This window comes from Micromonospora sp. NPDC047521 (genome assembly GCF_055587305.1).
In genome coordinates this window covers 132,803-151,880 of sequence record NZ_JBVJGN010000011.1, presented here as the reverse complement: position 1 = coordinate 151,880, position 19,078 = coordinate 132,803, and the positions used below count along the sequence as shown (strand labels likewise).

The following is a 19,078-nucleotide window of genomic DNA, read 5'->3' as shown; positions in this document are numbered from 1 at the left end:
CCGGGGACACTTGACACACCGACACCTGAGTTAACCAGGCGACGCCCGTCCGTGTTCCGCGCACCGCCGTGCCGGCCGTCACACCAGTCAGGCCGGGGTCGGCAGGGTGGCGCGGCGGGCCCGCACGGCAGTGGCCAGGTGGTCGAGCACGTCCGCCGTCTCGTCCCAGCCGAGGCAGGCGTCGGTGACCGAACGGCCGTACACCAGCTCCCGGGTCGGGTCGAGGTCCTGTCGGCCGGGCAGCAGGAACGACTCCAGCATCACGCCCGTGATGCCGCGTTGCCCGTCGGCCAGCTGGGCGGCCACGTCCGCGGCCACCAGCGGCTGATTGCGGTGGTCCTTGCCGCTGTTGGCGTGACTGGCGTCGATCACCAGCCGCTCCGGCAGTCCGGCGGCGCGGAGCAGGTCGAGCGCGCCGGCGACCGATCCCGCGTCGTAGTTGGGCCGGCCACCCCCTCCGCGCAGCACCAGGTGCCCGTCGGTGTTCCCCCGGGTGTGCATGATCGCCGGGGTGCCGGAGAAGTCGATGCCGGGGAAGACGTGCGGCACGCCTGCGGCGCGGATGGCGTCCACGGCGGTGCCGATGCTGCCGTCCGGGCGGTTCTTCATCCCGATCGGCATGGACAGGCCGGAGGCGAGCTGCCGGTGCACCTGGCTCTCCACCGTCCGGGCGCCGATCGCGCCCCACGCCACAGTGTCCGCGATGTACTGCGGCGTGATCGGGTCGAGGAACTCGCAGCCCACCGGCAGGCCGACCCGCAGCACGTCGAGCAGCAGCGCCCGGGCCCGTCGCAGACCGGTGTTGACGTCGCCGCTGCCGTCCAGGCCGGGGTCGTTGATGAGCCCCTTCCAGCCGACTGTCGAGCGGGGCTTCTCGAAGTAGACACGCATGACGATCAGCAGGTCGTCGGCGAGCCGGTCGGCGGCGGTGCGCAGCCGGTGGGCGTACTCGAGGGCGGCGGCCGGATCGTGCACCGAGCAGGGGCCGACCACCACCAGCAGGCGGTCGTCCTCGCGGTCCAGTACGCGACCGACCGCGCGCCGGCCGGTCAGCACGGCCGAGGCGAGCGGGGCGTCCAGGGGCAGCTCGTGGTGCAGCAGGGCGGGCGTGGTCAACGGCACGACACGGTCGATCCGCTGATCGCTTACCCGATCGGTCTCCGGGGTCGTCACGGTGGGCATCCTTCCGCCGACCGTGCCCGGGGCCGGTGCCCGGGACGAGCCGGCTGCTCGTACGCAAAAGGGCAGGAACGACAGCTCCTGCCCAGCCGGCTCGGTCCGTGGTGACGTCAGATCATGGTGAAGTCACCGGCGTGCGAGCCGGCTGCCTAAACCATCGATACGAACGCGTCACGGGGGCCAGCGTACCCGACCCGACGGCGAGGACCGGTGTGTCGTCCCAAGATGCGGAGTGAACATCGCGTGCCAGGGCCGGGCTCGGGGTAACAGGGGAGCCATGACTGACCAGCAGAGCGACCAGGACCGCGTGGAGTCCCGCGCGCACCTCCTTCCCGAGGAGGCGGCGGTGGGCAGTGACGACCCGCAGGCGCAGGCGGAGGCCATCCTCGCCGAGTCGGACATCCGCGAGGCGGACCAGAACGCGGCACCGGACACGGTGCTGGAGCGCCGCACCTCCGATCAGACGGTGGTCGCGGTCGAACCCCCGGACTGACCGTCCGCCCCGCGCGCCCGGCGTGAGCCCCGGTAGGTGTGGTCCCGCAACCAGGCCAGCGGACCTGTCGCCCGCAGTTCGGGTGGCAGGTTCCGCACCGGGTCGAACGCGAGCGCGGCGTCCTCCCGGGCACTGAGCTGGGCGCCGATGCTGACCTGCCCGACCGGCCGCCACGGCCCCACGGCGGACGCGACAGCGAGCACCAGGCGCGGCGCGTCCGCCCGGGTCGCGGCGGCCACCGCCGTCAGGCTGCGGCCGAGGTCGACCGACTCGGGGTCGGCAAGCACGGCCAGCCAGAGCCGACGCCTGCCCACCCGGTAGCACGTGATCGTGCTGTACGTCCCGCTGAAGGCGCGGCGCGGCAGCGGCAGGTTCCGCGCCAGCGGGGCCGCGCCGCTGGAGCTGACCAGCAGGTCGAACGGGCGACCGGTGTCGGTGCGCAGGCGCAGCGCCAGGCCCAGCACGTCCGGCCAGCTGCCCGGCGTGGGCGTGCCCTTGGACAGCCGGACGGTGGCTTGGTACCGGCCGGGGTCGTCCAGCACTGCGACACCTGTGGGTGGTCCGGGCGTACCCCAGATCAACACCTCGCCCGCGAACGAGCGACCGGCGGGATGCAGCAACCGACCGCGGCGCAGCCTGCCGAGCGCGGCGGCGGCGCGCTCGACGGTGCCGGCGGGCCGGGACGGGCGTGGGGTGACGGTCATGCCCCTCCGGTACCCCGAGCGGCGGCCCCGATGCCGGTCGGTCGGCTCGCCGACCGACCGCACGTCACCTTTCCGCCCCCGAGATCGGATAGCGTCGTGCCATGCCCGACAGCGGTTACCCCTGGCCCATCGAGACGTCCCGACTGGACAACGGCCTGCGCGTGGTGGTGAGCGAGGATCGCACCGCGCCCGCCGTGGCCGTCAATCTCTGGTACGACGTCGGCTCCCGGCACGAGCCGGCCGGGCAGACCGGTTTCGCCCACCTCTTCGAGCACCTGATGTTCGAGGGCTCGGTGAACGTGGCCAAGACCGAGCACATGAAGCTGATCCAGGGCTCCGGCGGCTCGCTGAACGCCACCACCAACCCGGACCGGACCAACTACTTCGAGACGGTCCCGGCCGAGCACCTGGAGTTGGCGCTCTGGCTGGAGGCCGACCGGATGGGCGGTCTGGTCCCCGCGCTCACCCAGGAGACGCTCGACAACCAGCGCGAGGTGGTCAAGAACGAGCGGCGCCAGCGCTACGAGAACGTCCCGTACGGCGACGCCTGGCTTCGGCTGCTGCCGCTGCTCTACCCGCCGGGGCACCCGTACCACCACTCGACGATCGGCTCGATGGCCGACCTGAACGCCGCCGACCTCGCCACCTTCCAGGCGTTCCACGAGATGTACTACGCGCCGAACAACGCGGTGCTCACTGTCGTCGGCGATGCCCAGGCCGCCGAGGTGTTCGCGCTTGCCGACAAGTACTTCGGAGCGCTGCCCGCCCGCGACGACATCCCGCCCGCACCGGACGGCCGGACCGTCCCGGCGACCGGGCAGCCCGCCACGGAGACGGTGACCGCCGACGTGCCGGCGCCCCGCGTGTACGTCGCGCACCGCGGTCACCCCTTCGGCAGCCCCGGGTACGACGTGCTCACCGTCCTGGCCACCGTGCTCGGCAGCGGCCGGGGCAGCCGGCTCTACCAGCGGCTCGCCGACGGTGAGCGGATCGCCCAGCCGGACCTGGTGGGCGCGTACGGGGTGGACCTCGCACACGCCCCCGCGCCGCTGATCGCCACCGCCACCGCCCGCCCCGGGGTGAGCGCCGAACGGCTCGCCGAGGGGCTGGCCGAGGTCGTCGACGAACTGGCCACCGTGCCGGTGACCGCCGCCGAACTGGACCGCGCCAAGGCGTTGCTGAGCACCGCGTGGTGGCGGCAGATGTCGACGGTGGACGGACGCGCCGACACGCTCGGCCGGTACGCCACCCAGTTCGGTGATCCGGCCCGTGCCGGCGAGCGGCTGCCGGCCTGGCTCGCCGTGACCGCCGAGCAGATCGCCGAGACCGCCGCCGAGGTGCTCGGTGCCGCCGACCGGGTGACCCTGACCTACCTGCCCGAGGAGACCGCATGACGCTGATCGCCGACCGTCCCGGCCCGGGCGCCGCCCGCCCGTACCGGTTCCCGCCGGTGGTCCGCCGCACCGTGGCCGGTGGCCAGGTCGTCGCCGCGCACCTGCCCGGGCAGACCCTCGCCGTCGCCCTGCTGCTGCTCGACGCCGGCGCCGGCCGGGAACGCAACGGCAAGGAGGGGCTGGGCGGGGTGCTGGCCAAGGCGCTGGAGGAGGGCACCGCGCAGCGGGACGCCACGACGTACGCGCTTGCCATCGAGGCGCTCGGCACCGAGCTGGTGACCGGGCTGGACTGGGACTCGTTCCAGGTCAGCGTCCAGGTGCCGGTGGACCGGCTGACCGCCGCAGTGGAACTGCTCGCCGAGGCCGTCCGCACACCCCGGCTCGACCCGGCGGACGTCCGGCGGGTCCGCGACGACGAGGCGACAGCGCTGCGGATGGACTGGGCCAACCCCGGTCCGCGTGCCGACGCCGCGCTGCGCGCCGACCTGTTCGGCGCGGACAACCGCTGGGGACGCCCGATGTACGGCGACCCGGATTCGGTGGCCGGGCTGGACGTGGAGGACGTGACGGTCTTCCACTCCGAGTGGTTCCTGCGCCCCGGCACCCTGGTCGTCGCCGGTGACCTGGACCGGATCGACCTGGACGCGCTGGCCGCCGCCGCGTTCGCCGGCACCGGCGGTGGTCCGGTCGACAGGGGCGGCCCGATCGAGGTGCCGTTGCACACCGAGCGGCGGATCATCCTGGTGGACCGGCCCGGCTCGGTGCAGTCCACGCTGCGGTTGGGTCACCCGTCACCGCACCGCGCGCACCCCGACCACGTGCCGATGACGCTCGCCGGCACGGTCCTCGGCGGGGCGTTCACCTCCCGGCTCAACCACCTGATCCGCGAGGTGCGCGGCTACACGTACGGCATCCGGGGCGAGTTCGCGTCGTCCCGGCGGTTCGGCCGGTTCACGGTCAGCTCCGGTGTGCAGACGGCGGTCACCACGCCGGCGCTTGTCGAGGCGGTAGGTGAGATCACCCGTACGCAGGCCGGCGGGGTGACCGAGGAGGAGCTGGCGGTGGCCCGGTCCTGGCGGGCCGGGCAGCTCTCGGTCGAGTTGCAGAGCCCTCGGGCGATCGCCTCGGCGTTGACCACGCTCGTGGTGCATGACCTGCCTGACGACTACCACGCGCAGCTGCGGGAGGCCCTGCTCGCCGCCGACGTGGACCAGGTGTCGGCGGCGGCCTCCACCCATCTGCACCCCGACGCGCTGACCCTGGTGATCGAGGGCGACGCGGCGGTGATCCGGGACGACCTGGAGGCCGCCGCCCTGGGCAACCTCGTCAATCACCCCTGACCTCTCCCCGCTCTCCTCGGTTGATCATGAACTTGTCGTCCTCCGCCGCGGCGTGTCGTCACAACAACTTCATGATCAACCGAGGTGGGGCGGTGTGATGCGGGACCCGGGGGGTGGGAAAGGGCTCCCGGTTGTGGGGGAGGGCTCGGTAGCCTCGCGGTCATGAGGATCGGCATTGTGGGGGCCACCGGCCAGGTCGGTGGCGTTATGCGGCAGGTGCTGGCGGAGCGGGAGTTCCCGGCGGAGCAGGTGCGGTTGTTCGCCTCGGCGCGGTCCGCCGGGCGTGCGCTGCCGTGGCGCGACGGCGAGGTGGTCGTCGAGGACGCGGCCAGCGCCGACTACTCGGGGCTGGACATCGTGCTCTTCTCGGCGGGTAAGGGCACCGCCCGGGAGCTGGCCCCCCGGGTCGCCGGGGCCGGCGCCGTCGTGATCGACAACTCCTCGGCGTTCCGGATGGACCCGCAGGTCCCGCTGGTGGTCGCCGAGGTCAACCCGCACGCCGCCGCCGACCGCCCGAAGGGCATCATCGCCAACCCCAACTGCACCACGATGGCCGCGATGCCGGTGCTGCGCCCGCTGCACGCCGAAGCCGGCCTGGTCGGCCTGGTCGTGTCGACGTACCAGGCGGTCTCCGGCGCCGGGCTGGCCGGCGTCGCCGAGCTGGACGAGCAGGTCCGCAAGGTCGCCGAGCACGCCGCCGGCCTCGCCTTCGACGGTTCGGCGGTGGAGTTCCCCGCGCCGCGGTCGTTCGCCGAGCCGATCGCGTTCAACGTGCTCCCGCTGGCCGGCTCGATCGTCGACGACGGCTCGTTCGAGACCGACGAGGAGCAGAAGCTCCGCAACGAGAGCCGCAAGATCCTCGAGATTCCCGACCTCAAGGTGTCCGGCACCTGCGTCCGGGTGCCCGTCTTCACCGGCCACTCGCTCCAGATCAACGCCCGTTTCGCCAGGCCGCTCACCCCGCAACGGGCCCACGAGCTGCTCGCCGACGCCCCCGGGGTCGCGCTGACCGCCGTTCCGACGCCGTTGCAGGCCGCCGGTCAGGACCCGACCTACGTGGGCCGGATCCGCGCCGACGAGACCGTGGAGTACGGGCTGGCCCTGTTCTGCTCCAACGACAACCTGCGCAAGGGCGCCGCGCTCAACGCGGTGCAGCTCGCCGAGCTGGTCGCCGCCGAGCGCCGCTGACCCGTCGCGTCACCCCGAGCCCCCGCCGGTCGCCGGCGGGGGCTCGGTCACGTTCCGGGCTACTGCCGGCCGGGCGTGCTTGGATGGACGGAGCCCGACGTCCCCTGGAGGAAACCGTGCCGGACGACCACACCCAGCAGGCGTTGACCGATCTGATCGCCGGCCGCTCGATGGGCGTGCTGGCGACGATCAAGCGGGACGGGCGGCCGCAGCTGTCCACTGTGGTCTACTCGTTCGACACCGACGCCGGGCTGATCCGGGTCTCCGTCACCGAGGGGCGGGCCAAGACCGCCAACCTGCGTCGGGACCCGCGGGCCAGCTTCCACGTCAGCAGCGAGGACGGCTGGGCGTACGCGGTGGCGGAGGGACGCGCCGAGCTGACCCCGCCCGCCGCCGAGCCCGGCGACGCCACGGTCGAGGAACTGGTGGACCTCTACCGGGCGCTGAGCGGCGAGCACCCGGACTGGGACGAGTACCGCCAGGTGATGGTCGACGACCGGCGGCTGGTGCTGCGTCTGCACGTGGAGCGCGTCTACGGGATGCCGCCCCGGGGCTGAGCCCGACCGCTCACCCCGGCTCGATCACTGTGACGCCGGGCCAGCGCTGCGCCGGGCGGTGCCGGGCCAGCCGCCGCCGGGACCGGGCCACATCCACCCGGGCCGGGTTGTGCCGCCACACCCCGCCCAGCAGGTCGGCCAGACCGTACGGCGCGCAGATCTCCAACCGGCCGGCCAAGCCCAGGCGGACGGCGACCGCCGTCGCGTACTCCGGCCAGGTGGCGACCGCCTCGGCCACGCTCCGGTACGGGGCGATCGGGTCGCCGCCGAACTTCGCCGCGTACCAGGTGTGCACCGCCGCCTGGTTGCGCGCCTCCCACGGTGGCTGCGGCCACGCCGCAGTGAGCCGGGCGGTGGCGAGGTCGTCGTCCTCGCGGGTCAGCCGGGTCGGGTCGAAGAAGACCACGTCCACGTCCCGGACCGTCGCCGGGTCGAACCCGTCGCCGTACCGCTCGCCCCAGACCAGGTCGCGCAGGGCGCCCGCGCCGATCCACGCGTCCGGCAGACCCGAGTCGCGCACCACTGTCAGCGCCCGGGTCAACCACCTGTTGCCGGCGACCAGTTCCCGCAGTTCCCGCTCGTGCGCCACCGGCCCACGATAGGCGGCGGAACCCGGGCCGCGCCGCCCCGGCGGGCGGGTGTCACGTGAACCGGCGGGTATACCTGCCTGCCGCGCCGACGTCGCGGGACATCGGGGAACCGGTGGCGTTACCCCCTGCCGAGCGGCGGGTAGACGGGCCGTGCCGACACCGAGAGGGGAGCACCATGACAACGGTCGGAGAGTTCATGACGACCCGGTTGGTGACGATGGACGGCAACGACACGCTCATCGCGGCCGCGCAGGAGATGCGGGACAGCGCGATTGGTGACGTGGTGGTGACCGACGGCGACAACGTGGTCGGAATCGTCACGGACCGGGACATCACCGTTCGGGGTGTCGCGGAGAACATGGACCCGGGGTCGACCCGGCTGAACGAGATCACCACCCGTGACGTGATCACCGTGAGCCAGTACGACGACGCGGTCGCCGCCGCGGACCTCATGCGCACGTACGCCGTACGCCGGCTGCCGGTGATCGACGACGGACGCCTGGTGGGCCTGGTCTCGATGGGTGACCTCGCGGTCGAGCGCGAACCGCAGTCGGTCCTGGCCGACATCAGCGCCGACGACCCGAACAACTGACCGTCCGCCGCGGACACGCCGGCCCTCCCTTCGCGGGAGGGCCGGCGTCGCGCGTCAGGGGTCCCGCGCGGCTCACCCGATCCGGGCGAGGTTGACGGTGTACCCGGCGGGGACCCGTGCGGGGACGTGCCAAGCCGGCCGTGCGCGCGACGCGAGCGCGCCGGGTGGGATCCCGGGCCCGGCGAACTGGGAGGAGTGGACCCGATGGTGGACGCGACCACGAGGTTCTTCGAGGACCTGGACCGGCGGGGGTACGAGCCCCTGCTGGCGAAGGCCTCCGGAACGCTGCGCATCGACCTGCACGAGGGCGCGCAGACCCGGCACTGGCTGCTGGCCATCGACCACGGCCGGCTGGAGGTGAGTCAGGAGGACCAGGAGGCCGACACCGTCATCGGGGCGAGCCCGGCCCTCTTCGAGGACATCGCCACCGGCCGTGAACACGGCCTTGCGGCCCTGCTGCGCGGGGACATGACGGTCTCCGGTGACGCGCGGCTCGTCGTGCAGGTGGAGCGGATCTTCCCAGGTTCCCCGGACGCCCGCGGGCCGCGTCGGCGCTTCACCGAGGAGGTGTACTGATGGGGCAGAGCAACACGGTCCGGATCCTCGACGGCAGCACGTTCGTCGTCTGCGAGGACACCGGCGACATCGAGGCGACACCGAGCGAGCCGACCGGGCTGTTCTCGCTGGACACCCGGTTCCTGTCCACCTGGGTGCTCACCGTGAACGGTGAGCGCCTCAACTCCCTCTCCTTCGACGACCTGCAGTACTTCGAGTCCCGGTTCTTCCTGGTGCCGGGCATGGCCACGCACTACGTGGACGCGAAGTTGTCGATCATCCGGGAGCGCGCGGTGGGCGGCAGCTTCCGGGAGCAGCTCACCATCCTCAACCACGACGAGAAGCCCGTCGACCTGGAGATCCGGATGGAGGCGGCGTCGGACTTCGCCGACCTGTTCCAGGTCAAGGACGAGATCCTGAACAAGAAGGGCGAGAACTACTCCGAGGTCGAGCCGGACAGGTTGCGGTTGGGCTACCGGCGGGGCAACTTCCGGCGCGAGACGGTCATCTCCTCGTCGACCGAGGCCCGTTACGACAGCAGGGGTTTCGCGTACACCGTCCATCTGGAACCCAACGAGCAGTGGAACACGGCGATCGACGTGCGAACCCACGCGCTCGGGCCCGGAGGCCGGGACCTGCGGATGGGAGTCCGGGCGCACGGCGCCGAGCGGCTCGCCCTCCAGCACGACCTGGAGCAGTGGATCGCCGACGCCCCGAAGGTCAACAGTGAGCACGGTCGGGTCGCCAGCACGTACCGGCGCAGTCTCATCGACCTGGCGGCGTTGCGCTTCTCGCCGCTGTCGCTCGGCGGCGCCACGCTACCCGCGGCCGGCCTGCCCTGGTTCATGACCATGTTCGGCCGGGACAGCATCCTCACCTGCCTTCAGACGCTGCCGTTCACCCCGCAGCTGTCGAAAACCACGCTGCGCATCCTGGCGTCGCTGCAGGGCAGCCGGTTCGACGACTTCCGCGACGAGGACCCCGGTCGGATCCTGCACGAGATGCGGTACGGCGAGACGGCCGCGTTCGAGGAGCAGCCGCACTCGCCGTACTACGGCTCGGTGGACGCGACCCCGCTGTTCGTCGTGCTGCTCGACGAGTACGAGCGGTGGACCGGGGACGTCGCGCTGGTCAAGGAACTGGAGCAGGAGTCCCGGGCCGCCCTGAGGTGGATCGACAGCTACGCCGACCTGGTCGGCAACGGCTACATCTGGTACGAGCGGCGCAACACCGAGACCGGCCTGGAGAACCAGTGCTGGAAGGACTCGTGGGATTCGATCTCCTACGCCGACGGCACGCTGCCGCCGTTCCCGAGGGCCACCTGCGAGGTGCAGGGCTACGCGTACGACGCGAAGGTCCGCGCGGCGCGGATGGCCCGCGAGTTCTGGGGTGACCCGCAGTTCGCCGACCAGTTGGAGCGCGAGGCCGCGGAGCTGAAGGAGCGGTTCAACCGGGACTGGTGGGTGGCCGACGGGGAGTACTACGCCCTGGCCCTGGACCCGGACGGCCGCCAGTGCGACGTCCTCAGCTCCAACATCGGTCACCTGCTGTGGAGTGGGATCGCCGAGCCGGAGCGGGCGGAGAAGCTCGCGGAGCACCTGGTGGGGCCGCGGCTCTTCACCGGTTGGGGGGTACGCACACTTGCCGAGGGCGAGGCCCGGTACAACCCGATCGGCTACCACAACGGCACGGTCTGGCCGTTCGACAACTCGTTCATCGCCTGGGGTCTGCGCCGGTACGGCTTCGCCGAGGAGGCGGCCTGCATCGCCAACGGCATCCTGGACGCGGCCACCTACTTCGACGGGCGGCTGCCGGAGGCGTTCGGCGGCTACCCCCGGGAGCTGACCAAGTTCCCTGTGGAGTACCCGACGGCGTGCAGCCCGCAGGCCTGGTCGACGGGTACGCCGCTGTTGCTGCTGCGCACCATGCTGGGCCTGGAGCCGCACGAGGGGCACCTGGCGGTCGAGCCGCGGCTGCCGGTGGGGATGGGCCGCATCGAGGTGCTTGACATTCCTGGTCGTTGGGGTCGGGTGGACGCGTTCGCCAGGGGTCGGGTGGACCTGGACAACCTCGCCGACTGACCGGACGGGCCGGCCGACCGGGCGGCGGCGCGCACAGGCGTCGCCGTCGGTCGGCACCCAGGCGATCCCCAGCTGGGCAGGGTAGATTCTGCCAATGCCGGAGCTCGTGTACCCGCCCGTTATCGCCGCCGCCAAGACGATGTTCCGGGTCCTCGACCTGAAGATCAACATCGAGGGCGCCCATCACGTACCCCGCACCGGCGGGGCCGTGCTGGCCAGCAACCACGTGAGCTACCTCGACTTCATCTTCGCCGGCCTCGGCGCGAACCCCTCCGGTCGGCTGGTCCGCTTCATGGCCAAGCAGTCGGTCTTCGCGCATCGGATCGGCGGGCCGTTGATGCGCGGGATGAAGCACATCCCGGTGGACCGGGACGCGGGCGCGGCGTCGTTCCGCGCGGCGGTGGCCGCGCTCAAGAACGGCGAGGTGGTGGGTGTCTTCCCGGAGGCGACGATCAGCCGGTCGTTCACCGTGAAGGAACTCAAGAGCGGCACGGTGCGGATGGCCCGCTCGGCGAAGGTGCCGGTGCTGCCTGTCGCCCTGTGGGGCACACAGCGACTCTGGACGAAGGGCCGCCCTCGCACGCTGACCCGCCGGCACACGCCCATCACGATCCTGGTGGGCGAGCCGATCCACCCCGCCGACCATCCGGACCCGAACGTGCTGGCGGCAGAGCTGACGACCCGGCTCACGGCACTCGTCGAGCGGGCCCAGCGGGAGTACCCGGACGCCCCCTCCGGCCCGGACGACACCTGGTGGCTGCCCGCGCACCTGGGCGGCAGCGCCCCGACGCCCGAGGAGGCCGCCGCCATGGACCCGGCGGGGGAGCAGCGCAGCCCCAGCGTCTGAGCGGCGGGCCGGTGACCAGATCGGTCCGCATCCGGGCGCGATGGTGTCTGCCGTCACGGTCACCGGCCGGTCAGGATCGATGTCATGAACAGAGCGGCACTCGTGGTGATCGACGTCCAGGAATCGTTCCGGCAGCGCCCGATCTGGGCGTACGGCTCCAACCCGGGTCTGGTCGGGCAGGTGCAGCGGTTGGTCTCCGCCGCCCGGGAGCGCGGTGACCTGGTGGTCTGGGTCCTGCACTCCGAGCCCGGAACGGGCGGCGTGTTCGACCCGGCCCAGGGGTTCGTGCGCCTGATCGACGGTCTGGCAGCGGCTGAGGGTGAGCCGACGCTCGTGAAGACCGCGCACAACGCGTTCACCACCACGAACCTTCAGCAGGTGCTCACGCTTGCCGGTGTCGCGGACGTCACCGTGTGCGGGATCCGGACCGAGCAGTGCGTGGAGACCACCGCCCGGGTCGGGGCGGACCTCGGCTACCGGATGACAGTCGTCACCGACGCCACGCTCACCTTCCCCATCCCGCACCGGGACCTGCCGGAGACCGCCACCGTCGCGGAGATCCTGGCCGACCCGCGCACCCTGGGCAACGAGGAGATCGTGACCCGCACCGAGTACGCGCTGGCAGGTCGGTTCGCGACCATCCGGACCGTGGACGAGGTGACCGGCGCGACACTCGCCGGCACCCGGGGCTGAGCCGATGACCCGGGTCGTCTTCCTGCTGGTCCCGCAGCTGCACCTGCTGGACCTCGCCGGGCCGGCCCAGGTCTTCTCCAGCGCCGCCGACCTCGGCCACGACTACCGGCTGCACTACGTCGCCGAGCGGGAGCAGGTGTCGACGGTTCAGGGCGTACCCCTGGTGGCCGACACCCGGTGGCCCGAGCTGACCCCTGACGACCTGGTGCTGGTGCCGGGCTGGCGGCCGTCGGCGCACGGCCCGCAGGGACCGGTGTCGGCGGACGACCTGCGCAGACTCGCCGAGCACCACGCCGCCGGTGGCACCGTGGCCAGCGTCTGCGCCGGCGCGTACGCCCTCGGCCGGGCCGGCCTGCTCGACGGCCGCCGCTGCACCACCCACCACGAGGTGCAGGACGACCTGGCCCGTCGTCACCCGGCGGCGCGGGTGACCCGCGACGTGCTGTACGTCGTCGACGACCGGGTGGTCACCTCCGCCGGCATCGCCAGCGGCATCGACGTGGCGCTGCACCTGGTGGCCACCCGGCACGGCCCGTCGACCGCCGCCCGGATCGCCCGCACGCTTGTCGTCTACGCCCGGCGCAACGGGCACGAGCCCCAGGCCAGCGCGATGATGCGGCACCGTTCACACCTGTCCGAGGCGGTGCACCGGGTGCAGGACCTGATCGACAGCCGGTACGCCGAGCCGTTGCCGCTGGCCGAGCTGGCCGCCGCGGGTGGCGTCGCCGAGCGGACGCTCACCCGGCTGTTCCGTGCGGCCACCGGGCTGACCCCGCTCGGCTACCAGCAGCTGCTGCGGGTGGAACGCGCCGAGCACCTCATCGGCCACGGCACGACAGTGGAGTCGGCCGCCCGAACGGTCGGGTTCACCGATGCCCGGATGCTGCGCCGCCTGCGAGCCCGGTCCACGGGGTCTGCTCCGGCCCGGCCCGGTAGTAGTCGTCGCGGGAGCGGAACTCGACAGGCAGTGAGCCCGGCAGCGTGACCCGGGTGTCCCCGGCGAGCAGGCCGGGGCCGGCCCGCTGCAGCAGCACGTCGCGTTCCTGCGCCGACAGGTCGACCAGTTGCGGCCGGGTGAGCCGGAACATCGCCACCGCGCGGCGGACCTGCTGGGCCAGCGCGGTGACTTCGCCGACCGGCCCGCCGAGGGCCAACGCCGGCTGCTGGATGGTGCGCAGCGCGTCGCAGACGATCAGCAGTTGCGCAGGGGTGTCCCTGGCGGCCGGCGGCAGTTCCAGACGGGACGGCCACTGCCAGCGGATCTGCCCGCTCATCAGCCCCGGCAGTCGACCGGCGAGCCGGGTGCGGGGCGTGTCGTCGGCGACCAGGGAGAGTTGCGAACCGGTGCCCACCCAGCAGACCCGCTGGTCGGTGACGGTCACCGAGACCGGACCGGGCAACCCCCAGCCCCGCCGCGCCTCCGTCGGCCCGAGCAGGTAGCCGGCGACAAGCATCCTGTACCGGCCGAGCACCCGTTCACCGGGCCTGGGACGCAGGTCGTACCGGCGGTCCAGGACCGGCCCCACGTCGTCGTCCATGGTGTCGAACCGGTGCGGCCCGATAAAGAAGGGAGACGCGTCGCAGTGCATCGTCACGACCTTCCGGTCAGCTGGCTGTCTCCAAAGCGTGGCGGACGCGACAGCCGCTGTCATGACGCCCGTTAGGGGGTCGGCCGGTCGTGCATCGCCTGTGACCGGTAGATGCCAATCTCCTCCGGGCGGACTAGGCCGTCCTCGATCGCCCGGGCGAGCAACGCCGCCTTTGTGGCAGCCGGACGCCCCGCCCGGGTGTACTTGATCCGCGCACGGTCCACGTACTGCTTGACCGTGTGTTCGCTGATCTGCATCCGCCGGGCCACCGACGCCTTGGACATCGACTGGAACCAGAGCAGCAACGCCTCCCGTTCCTTGTCCGACAGCATCGGCCGGTCCGGTCGCGGGTCGCCGACCATCGCGCCGGCGAGCGCCGGCGGCACGTACGGGCGGTCGCTCGCGGCGGCCAGCACGGTCGCCACGCAGTGCTCCCGGCCCTCGTGCTTGGCCAGGAACGCCGCCGCTCCCGCGTCCAGCGCCGCGAGCATCGTGTCCGGGTCGGTGTGCTCGGAGTAGACCACCACCCGCCGCCCGGCGGCGCTCAGCTCGGCCAGCTTGTCCAGCGCCATCCTGCCGTGCAGCCGCAGGTCGAGCAGGACCACGTCGGCGTGCGGGGCGGCGCGCAGCACCTCGTCCGGGTCGTCCCCGGTGGCCAGCACCGTCAGTCGCGCCTCGGTGGCGAGCCACGCGCGGACCCCCTCGACGACCACCGGATGGTCGTCGACGATCGCCACGCCGACCGGCCGCCCGCCGGTCATCTCCGCCACCGGGTCTGCGCCCATCTGATGTCCCCGTCCCGTTCGAAGAGGTGCTGCACCGGCCCGTCGTCGTACTCCCCGGGCGGTGGACCGGTCGCCTCCGGCGCCGGCCGGTCCGGCGTGACGAGGCTGACCACCACCTCGTCCGGCCCGGACACCACTGTCAGCCGGGCCCAGTCGCGGGCGCCCGCGAGGAGGGCGGTGAGCGGGTCGGCCAACTGGCGGCGGATCTCCACCGGCAACGGCGGCGGACTGCCGATGGTGACCAGGTCGATCGGGAGCCCGTTGCGTTCGGCCAGGTCGGCGGCTGCCCGCAGTTCGTGCAGCAGGGGGTCTGGCACGTCGTCGGACTCGGCGATCAGGCGGCGTAGCCGGGCGGCGGCGAGTACGCACCGCCGCTGCACCTCCGGGTCGTCCGGGTCGGCCTCTCCGGCGGCCAACTCGCCGAGGACCCGGCCGGCCGTCGCCCCGACCAGCGCGAGCCGGTCGCGGCGTTCGCGCAGGCCCCGTTCGGCGGCGTCCCGTTCCGCGGCGATCGTGTGCATGGCGGCCGCTGCGGCGGCCCGGTCCCGACCCAACCCGACGATCATCGTGCTGCCCACGAAGATCGCCACCGGTAGCGAGAACGTGCCGTACACGTACATGACGTACCGGGCCAGGTCGGCTTCGTCGATGCCGTGCCCGAGGACGGCGACCAGCGCGATCAACGCGTGCACGGTCAGCAGCGCCACCAGCCCGGTGACCCGCCGCCCCCACAGCGCCAGCAGGAAGAACCAGCCGAGCGTGCCCCACACCCAGTTGGCTGCCGTGAACAGCTGGCGCTCGCCGGCGGCGGCGAAGACCGCCGCGTCGACGACGACCAGAAGACCGGCAAGCGGCCACGGTGGCAGCGGTGTGTCACGTAGCAGGAGCACCCCGGCCGCCGTACCGGCCGCGAGGACCAGCACCCAGCCGCCGATCACCACCACCGGCGCGGCGAAATCCGCGCGGGCGGCCAGCACCGCGGGCAGCCCGCTGGCGAGGTGCCAGGCCAGCGCGATGGCGACGGCGACGATCCGGGCACCCCGATCGGACGCGTGGGCCACCGCGGCCGGCGCCGCGAGCGCCTCCGCCTGGGTCGACTCGCGGGGCACCGGCACGTCGAGCCGGACGGGTGCCGGCGCGGTGGCGTCGAGGTCAGCCGACACCGGGCCACTCCAGCCGGATCCGGGTGCCCTGACCGGGCGCCGAGTCCACCTCCGCCCGTCCGCCGACCGTCGCCATCCGGCCACGGATCGACTCGCGCAGCCCGTACCGGTGCGCGGGGACGGTGGCCGGGTCGAAACCCGGGCCGTCGTCGGCGACCTCGACCACGACGGCGATCGCGTCGCGGGTGAGCCGCAGCGAGGCCCGCGCCCCCGGGGCGTGCCTGGCCACGTTCGACAGCGCCGCGTAGGTGCTCTCGGTGATCGCGTCGGCCACCCCGGCGGGCACCGCGCAGGGCGCCAGCTCCACGCTCACCGGTAGCTCGGGCAGCCGGTCGGGCACCCTGCGCAACCGCCCGTCGAGGGACACCGGGCCGTCGCCGGCCACCGGGCCGTCGCCGGCCACCGCGACGAGGGTACGCAGGTCGGACGCGCACCGTTCGCGGAACGCGGCCGACGGCCCGGCCACCGCGCCGAGCCCCACCATGGTCAGCGTGCCGAGCACCGTGTCGTGCAGGTCGCGGTTCTGCTGCCGTTCGGCCTCCCGGGCGGCGCGGGCGACAAGCGCCTCCCTGGTCAGCCGCTGATGCTCGGCGAACGCCCGGTCGGCGCGGCCGATCCGGCGGCGCATCACCGCTGTCATCATCGCCGTGCAGCCGGTCTGCACCAGCAGCGTGGCCGCGTGGGCGCGTGCCTCGGTGGGGTTGCCGGCGGAGTACGTGCCCACCGCGTACGTGGCGGTGACCAGCAGCCCGGCCGGAACCGACCATTGCGGCGTGCCGGTGGCCTGTGCGTTGATCACCGTGGTGCTGGCGAGCACCGCGATCCAGCTGCCCTCGCCGGGAAGCACCCCGGGCGCCACCAGCACGGGGATGAGCAGGCAGACCACCGCGGTGATCGCGACGTCAGCGGCGGTCAGGGCCGGGGTGAATCCGTGCCGCAGCGCGCGGATCGCGTACCACAACGACCAGCCGGTGAGCGCGGCCACGACCGGCAGCAGCAGGGCCGTCTCGACAGGTGGGGTACGCACCGACAGGGCCACCGCCGCACTTACCAACCCGCAGGTCAGCCGCAGCAGCGCCGGAGTCGTGGTGAAGATGAGGTTCAGCACGCCACCGGCCGGATTGTCCAGCGCGGGCGGCGGCACGCTCGGGGCGGCAACGGCCGGCATCGGGAAGTGTCCTTCCGACAACGACCCGGTCCGGGTCCGCGCGGCAGAGATCGACGTCGGAGAATAGCACGACCCGTGGGCGTCGATCATCCTTTGTGCGCGGACTGTCGCTAATGTGTCACTCTGTGCTGCAAGGCTGGAGCAGATCCCACTTGTTGCCGTACAGATCGGCGAACACCGCCACCGAGCCGTACGGCTCGTGCCGCGGCTCCTCCAGGAAGCGCACCCCGGCCGCCGCCATCCGCGCGTGGTCCCGGGCGAAGTCCTCGGTGTAGAGGAACAGGCCGACCCGGCCACCCGTCTGGTCGCCCACCCGGGCCCGCTGCTCCGGACCGCGCGCCCGGGCCAGCAGCAACGCCGTCTCCCCGGCACCCGGCGGACGCACCACCACCCAGCGCGAGTCGTCCGCTCGGGGAGTGTCCTCCACCAGCTCGAAGCCGAGGCTCCCGACGTAGAAGTCGATCGCCTCGTCGTACTCCCCGACCAGCAACGCGACAAGTCCCAGATGTGCCATGGGGTCATGATGCCCACCGCCGCTCCGGGCCGGACCGGTGGCGTCAGCGATGGTCGGAGGCGTCACGCCGCCCGGGAACCAGGCCCGGCTCGCGGTCGTCCCACAGTCATGCCAAAGGGTCGCAATGTCCTGGTGGTGGCGCTGCTCGGGGTGGCCCTGAGTGGCTGCGGGGAAACGGTTGGCGGGCCGGTCGACGATCCCGGCCCGGCCGAGATCGTCGGGTCGTGGACCTCCTGCGCCGAGGCGGCCCCGCAGGCAGGCGCGGAGGTACCGGCCCCGCCGGCGGACACCGGCTCGCCGGCACCGCCGGCCTCCGCGCGGAACGGGCCGGAGATCGGGCGGATCGACAAGGCGTTCACCCCGGCCTCCGCGGTGCTCTGCGGCAGGGAGATCCGGCCGCGTCCCGGCGGCGGGCAGGAGCAGGTGGCCACCGAGCGCCACGCCGACGAGATCGACGCGCTCGTCGAGGCGCTGCGCCTGCCCGACCAGCAGCGGCCGAGGGGCGAGTTCGCCTGCACCCTCGACATGATCGTCCCGCCGTGGCTCGCCCTGCTCGACGAACGGGGCCGCTGGCTGCGCCCGTACCTGCCGACCGACGCCTGCGGCAAACCGCGCGTCGAGGTGCGAACCGCGCTCGCCGGCCTGCTCGGTCCCCTCTGAGTCGGCGCAGGTGGAAACGTCGCAGGCGTGCCGTACGGTCCGTCCATGCCAGCCAGAATCGACCTCACCCTCGACTCCACGAACGCGCAGGTGCTCGCCGCGTTCTGGAAGACGGCCCTGGGCTACATCGACGAACCGCCGCCACCGCCCTTCGCGACCCGGGCGGAGTGGCTCGCCCAGTTCGACCTGCCGGAGGACGACCCGGCGGGCGGGGCGTGGCTGTGCGATCCCGACGGAGTCGGCCCGCGCCTGTCCATTCTCGACGTCCCCGAGCCCAAGACGGCCAAGAACCGCCTCCACATCGACATCCGGGTGGAGGGCAGCGGAAGCCCCGACGAGCGGTGGGCGCGGATCATGGCGGAGGTCGACCGTCTGGTCGAGGCGGGTGGGCTCGTCCTGGAGGAGGTCGACAGGCACCACGTGGTGATGGCCGACCCCGAGGGCAACGAGTTCTGCGTCGCCGCAACCGCTGCCTGACGGGGCGGCGCTACGCCCACTGGTCGTCTCGGGTGCGGATGACCAGCACCACCCCGACGCCGCCGAGGACGGCGAACACCAGCCCGGCCGGGATGGCCGTCCAGGACATCAGGAACGACAACGAGCCGTTGGTGTGCCCGTTCGCCGCCACGAACTTCTCCGGGGCCGCCGGGTCCACCCACAGGGCCATCTTCGGTCCGGGAGTCCGGTGGCAGCCGGTCCCACCGGCACAGGGGATCCAGGTGCTGTACTGCTTCGACTCGTACAGGTAGGAGACCTCGATCCGGTCGATGCCGCTGCCCCGGCCACCGTCTCCTGCCCGGTCGGACACGTAGGCCGTGACCGGCACGCCGTCGGCCCGCAACCGGTCCGCCTCCGACGACACGTGCCACCGGTATGCCAGGGCGCCCCCGGCCAGGCCCAGCCCCGGCAGCAGCATCGCCATCGAGATCAGCAGGATCCGCATTCGCGGGCGCATGCCAGCCGGGGTCGGTGCCGGGGATCCGCGC

At 72.9% G+C, this 19,078-nt stretch carries 22 protein-coding genes; 13 read left to right on the top strand and 9 right to left on the bottom strand.

All coding sequences use genetic code 11. From position 1 onward, the window contains the following. Nucleotides 1-87: 87 nt before the first annotated feature. Nucleotides 88-1,182, bottom strand: a complete 1,095-nt coding sequence (locus ACZ6N8_RS23485; protein ID WP_466012712.1) for a 3-deoxy-7-phosphoheptulonate synthase — start codon at nt 1,180-1,182, stop codon at nt 88-90. Between the two features lie 274 nt (nt 1,183-1,456). Between ACZ6N8_RS23485 and ACZ6N8_RS23480 the strand changes: the two genes are divergently transcribed. Next, nucleotides 1,457-1,672 carry a hypothetical protein gene (locus tag ACZ6N8_RS23480; protein WP_466012711.1) on the top strand — a complete coding sequence of 72 codons (216 nt, stop codon included), beginning with the start codon at nt 1,457-1,459 and terminating at the stop codon, nt 1,670-1,672. Here ACZ6N8_RS23480 and ACZ6N8_RS23475 read toward each other — a convergent pair. Continuing rightward, nucleotides 1,639-2,376 carry a phosphodiesterase gene (locus ACZ6N8_RS23475; protein ID WP_466012710.1) on the bottom strand — a complete coding sequence of 246 codons (738 nt, stop codon included), beginning with the start codon at nt 2,374-2,376 and terminating at the stop codon, nt 1,639-1,641. The two genes, ACZ6N8_RS23480 and ACZ6N8_RS23475, sit on opposite strands and share 34 nt — an antisense overlap. A gap of 101 nt (nt 2,377-2,477) precedes the next feature. Here ACZ6N8_RS23475 and ACZ6N8_RS23470 point away from each other — a divergent pair, with 101 nt between their 5' ends. From ACZ6N8_RS23470 to ACZ6N8_RS23455, 4 genes are all read left to right on the top strand, one after another. After that, entirely contained in the window at nt 2,478-3,770 is a 1,293-nt protein-coding gene (locus ACZ6N8_RS23470) for a M16 family metallopeptidase (RefSeq protein WP_364373658.1), read from the top strand. After that, nucleotides 3,767-5,110 (top strand): M16 family metallopeptidase, encoded by a 1,344-nt coding sequence (locus tag ACZ6N8_RS23465; RefSeq protein WP_466012709.1) that lies wholly within the window; start codon nt 3,767-3,769, stop codon nt 5,108-5,110. Before ACZ6N8_RS23470 ends, ACZ6N8_RS23465 begins: the two co-directional genes overlap by 4 nt. Nucleotides 5,111-5,272: 162 nt before the next feature. Next, nucleotides 5,273-6,298 (top strand): aspartate-semialdehyde dehydrogenase, encoded by a 1,026-nt coding sequence (locus tag ACZ6N8_RS23460; RefSeq protein ID WP_466012708.1) that lies wholly within the window; start codon nt 5,273-5,275, stop codon nt 6,296-6,298. Nucleotides 6,299-6,381: 83 nt separating this feature from the next. Next, nucleotides 6,382-6,855 (top strand): PPOX class F420-dependent oxidoreductase, encoded by a 474-nt coding sequence (locus ACZ6N8_RS23455; protein ID WP_466012707.1) that lies wholly within the window; start codon nt 6,382-6,384, stop codon nt 6,853-6,855. 10 nt (nt 6,856-6,865) lie between these two features. Here ACZ6N8_RS23455 and ACZ6N8_RS23450 read toward each other — a convergent pair whose 3' ends face one another. Beyond that, nucleotides 6,866-7,444 carry a nucleotidyltransferase family protein gene (locus ACZ6N8_RS23450; protein ID WP_466012706.1) on the bottom strand — a complete coding sequence of 193 codons (579 nt, stop codon included), beginning with the start codon at nt 7,442-7,444 and terminating at the stop codon, nt 6,866-6,868. 176 nt (nt 7,445-7,620) lie between these two features. Here ACZ6N8_RS23450 and ACZ6N8_RS23445 point away from each other — a divergent pair, with 176 nt between their 5' ends. The 6 genes from ACZ6N8_RS23445 to ACZ6N8_RS23420 all read left to right on the top strand — a co-directional run bounded on the left by ACZ6N8_RS23445 (nt 7,621) and on the right by ACZ6N8_RS23420 (nt 13,198). After that, nucleotides 7,621-8,037, top strand: coding sequence for a CBS domain-containing protein (locus ACZ6N8_RS23445; protein ID WP_357990259.1), 417 nt, complete (start codon nt 7,621-7,623; stop codon nt 8,035-8,037). A gap of 204 nt (nt 8,038-8,241) precedes the next feature. Continuing rightward, the gene (locus ACZ6N8_RS23440) at nt 8,242-8,613 is read left to right on the top strand and encodes an SCP2 sterol-binding domain-containing protein (protein ID WP_466012705.1); all 372 of its coding nucleotides are present in this window, start codon (nt 8,242-8,244) and stop codon (nt 8,611-8,613) included. Continuing rightward, nucleotides 8,613-10,673 carry an amylo-alpha-1,6-glucosidase gene (locus ACZ6N8_RS23435; protein WP_466012704.1) on the top strand — a complete coding sequence of 687 codons (2,061 nt, stop codon included), beginning with the start codon at nt 8,613-8,615 and terminating at the stop codon, nt 10,671-10,673. Before ACZ6N8_RS23440 ends, ACZ6N8_RS23435 begins: the two co-directional genes overlap by 1 nt. A 94-nt stretch (nt 10,674-10,767) precedes the next feature. Further along, a complete protein-coding gene (locus tag ACZ6N8_RS23430) occupies nt 10,768-11,520 on the top strand; it encodes a lysophospholipid acyltransferase family protein (protein ID WP_466012703.1) in 753 nt (250 codons plus the stop codon). Nucleotides 11,521-11,604: 84 nt separating this feature from the next. Beyond that, nucleotides 11,605-12,213: an isochorismatase family protein gene (locus ACZ6N8_RS23425; RefSeq protein ID WP_466012702.1), complete on the top strand. Its 609-nt coding sequence runs from the start codon at nt 11,605-11,607 to the stop codon at nt 12,211-12,213. A gap of 4 nt (nt 12,214-12,217) precedes the next feature. Beyond that, nucleotides 12,218-13,198: a GlxA family transcriptional regulator gene (locus ACZ6N8_RS23420; RefSeq protein ID WP_466012701.1), complete on the top strand. Its 981-nt coding sequence runs from the start codon at nt 12,218-12,220 to the stop codon at nt 13,196-13,198. Here the strand turns inward: ACZ6N8_RS23420 and ACZ6N8_RS23415 are convergent. From ACZ6N8_RS23415 to ACZ6N8_RS23395, 5 genes are all read right to left on the bottom strand, one after another. Beyond that, nucleotides 13,080-13,802: a hypothetical protein gene (locus ACZ6N8_RS23415; protein WP_466012700.1), complete on the bottom strand. Its 723-nt coding sequence runs from the start codon at nt 13,800-13,802 to the stop codon at nt 13,080-13,082. The two genes, ACZ6N8_RS23420 and ACZ6N8_RS23415, sit on opposite strands and share 119 nt — an antisense overlap. A gap of 71 nt (nt 13,803-13,873) precedes the next feature. After that, a complete protein-coding gene (locus tag ACZ6N8_RS23410; RefSeq protein ID WP_387120898.1) occupies nt 13,874-14,587 on the bottom strand; it encodes a response regulator transcription factor in 714 nt (237 codons plus the stop codon). Next, the gene (locus ACZ6N8_RS23405; RefSeq protein WP_466012699.1) at nt 14,560-15,750 is read right to left on the bottom strand and encodes a hypothetical protein; all 1,191 of its coding nucleotides are present in this window, start codon (nt 15,748-15,750) and stop codon (nt 14,560-14,562) included. The genes ACZ6N8_RS23410 and ACZ6N8_RS23405 overlap by 28 nt, the downstream gene beginning before the upstream one ends. Continuing rightward, nucleotides 15,740-16,918: a sensor histidine kinase gene (locus ACZ6N8_RS23400; protein ID WP_466012698.1), complete on the bottom strand. Its 1,179-nt coding sequence runs from the start codon at nt 16,916-16,918 to the stop codon at nt 15,740-15,742. Before ACZ6N8_RS23400 ends, ACZ6N8_RS23405 begins: the two co-directional genes overlap by 11 nt. A 118-nt stretch (nt 16,919-17,036) precedes the next feature. Beyond that, on the bottom strand, nt 17,037-17,432 hold the full coding sequence (locus tag ACZ6N8_RS23395; RefSeq protein WP_466012697.1) for a VOC family protein: 396 nt from the start codon (nt 17,430-17,432) through the stop codon (nt 17,037-17,039). Nucleotides 17,433-17,540: 108 nt separating this feature from the next. Here ACZ6N8_RS23395 and ACZ6N8_RS23390 point away from each other — a divergent pair, with 108 nt between their 5' ends. Then, nucleotides 17,541-18,092: a hypothetical protein gene (locus ACZ6N8_RS23390; RefSeq protein ID WP_466012695.1), complete on the top strand. Its 552-nt coding sequence runs from the start codon at nt 17,541-17,543 to the stop codon at nt 18,090-18,092. A gap of 45 nt (nt 18,093-18,137) precedes the next feature. Then, nucleotides 18,138-18,569, top strand: coding sequence for a VOC family protein (locus ACZ6N8_RS23385; RefSeq protein WP_466012693.1), 432 nt, complete (start codon nt 18,138-18,140; stop codon nt 18,567-18,569). Between the two features lie 10 nt (nt 18,570-18,579). On the opposite strand, the gene ACZ6N8_RS23380 is transcribed toward ACZ6N8_RS23385, so the two are convergent. Beyond that, complete coding sequence (locus tag ACZ6N8_RS23380) at nt 18,580-19,035, bottom strand: hypothetical protein (protein ID WP_466012691.1); 456 nt, start codon at nt 19,033-19,035, stop codon at nt 18,580-18,582. Between the last annotated feature and the right edge of the window lie 43 nt (nt 19,036-19,078).

What these genes read in the sequence shown, in the direction of transcription:
- ACZ6N8_RS23485 (WP_466012712.1), bottom strand. Translation starts at nt 1,182, where the DNA reads ATGCCCACCGTGACGACCCCGGAGACCGATCGGGTAAGCGATCAGCGG.
- ACZ6N8_RS23480 (WP_466012711.1), top strand. Translation starts at nt 1,457, where the DNA reads ATGACTGACCAGCAGAGCGACCAGGACCGCGTGGAGTCCCGCGCGCAC.
- ACZ6N8_RS23475 (WP_466012710.1), bottom strand. Translation starts at nt 2,376, where the DNA reads ATGACCGTCACCCCACGCCCGTCCCGGCCCGCCGGCACCGTCGAGCGC.
- ACZ6N8_RS23470 (WP_364373658.1), top strand. Translation starts at nt 2,478, where the DNA reads ATGCCCGACAGCGGTTACCCCTGGCCCATCGAGACGTCCCGACTGGAC.
- ACZ6N8_RS23465 (WP_466012709.1), top strand. Translation starts at nt 3,767, where the DNA reads ATGACGCTGATCGCCGACCGTCCCGGCCCGGGCGCCGCCCGCCCGTAC.
- ACZ6N8_RS23460 (WP_466012708.1), top strand. Translation starts at nt 5,273, where the DNA reads ATGAGGATCGGCATTGTGGGGGCCACCGGCCAGGTCGGTGGCGTTATG.
- ACZ6N8_RS23455 (WP_466012707.1), top strand. Translation starts at nt 6,382, where the DNA reads ATGGACGGAGCCCGACGTCCCCTGGAGGAAACCGTGCCGGACGACCAC.
- ACZ6N8_RS23445 (WP_357990259.1), top strand. Translation starts at nt 7,621, where the DNA reads ATGACAACGGTCGGAGAGTTCATGACGACCCGGTTGGTGACGATGGAC.
- ACZ6N8_RS23440 (WP_466012705.1), top strand. Translation starts at nt 8,242, where the DNA reads ATGGTGGACGCGACCACGAGGTTCTTCGAGGACCTGGACCGGCGGGGG.
- ACZ6N8_RS23435 (WP_466012704.1), top strand. Translation starts at nt 8,613, where the DNA reads ATGGGGCAGAGCAACACGGTCCGGATCCTCGACGGCAGCACGTTCGTC.
- ACZ6N8_RS23430 (WP_466012703.1), top strand. Translation starts at nt 10,768, where the DNA reads ATGCCGGAGCTCGTGTACCCGCCCGTTATCGCCGCCGCCAAGACGATG.
- ACZ6N8_RS23425 (WP_466012702.1), top strand. Translation starts at nt 11,605, where the DNA reads ATGAACAGAGCGGCACTCGTGGTGATCGACGTCCAGGAATCGTTCCGG.
- ACZ6N8_RS23420 (WP_466012701.1), top strand. Translation starts at nt 12,218, where the DNA reads ATGACCCGGGTCGTCTTCCTGCTGGTCCCGCAGCTGCACCTGCTGGAC.
- ACZ6N8_RS23415 (WP_466012700.1), bottom strand. Translation starts at nt 13,802, where the DNA reads ATGCACTGCGACGCGTCTCCCTTCTTTATCGGGCCGCACCGGTTCGAC.
- ACZ6N8_RS23410 (WP_387120898.1), bottom strand. Translation starts at nt 14,587, where the DNA reads ATGGGCGCAGACCCGGTGGCGGAGATGACCGGCGGGCGGCCGGTCGGC.
- ACZ6N8_RS23400 (WP_466012698.1), bottom strand. Translation starts at nt 16,918, where the DNA reads ATGCCGGCCGTTGCCGCCCCGAGCGTGCCGCCGCCCGCGCTGGACAAT.
- ACZ6N8_RS23395 (WP_466012697.1), bottom strand. Translation starts at nt 17,432, where the DNA reads ATGGCACATCTGGGACTTGTCGCGTTGCTGGTCGGGGAGTACGACGAG.
- ACZ6N8_RS23390 (WP_466012695.1), top strand. Translation starts at nt 17,541, where the DNA reads ATGCCAAAGGGTCGCAATGTCCTGGTGGTGGCGCTGCTCGGGGTGGCC.
- ACZ6N8_RS23385 (WP_466012693.1), top strand. Translation starts at nt 18,138, where the DNA reads ATGCCAGCCAGAATCGACCTCACCCTCGACTCCACGAACGCGCAGGTG.
- ACZ6N8_RS23380 (WP_466012691.1), bottom strand. Translation starts at nt 19,035, where the DNA reads ATGCGGATCCTGCTGATCTCGATGGCGATGCTGCTGCCGGGGCTGGGC.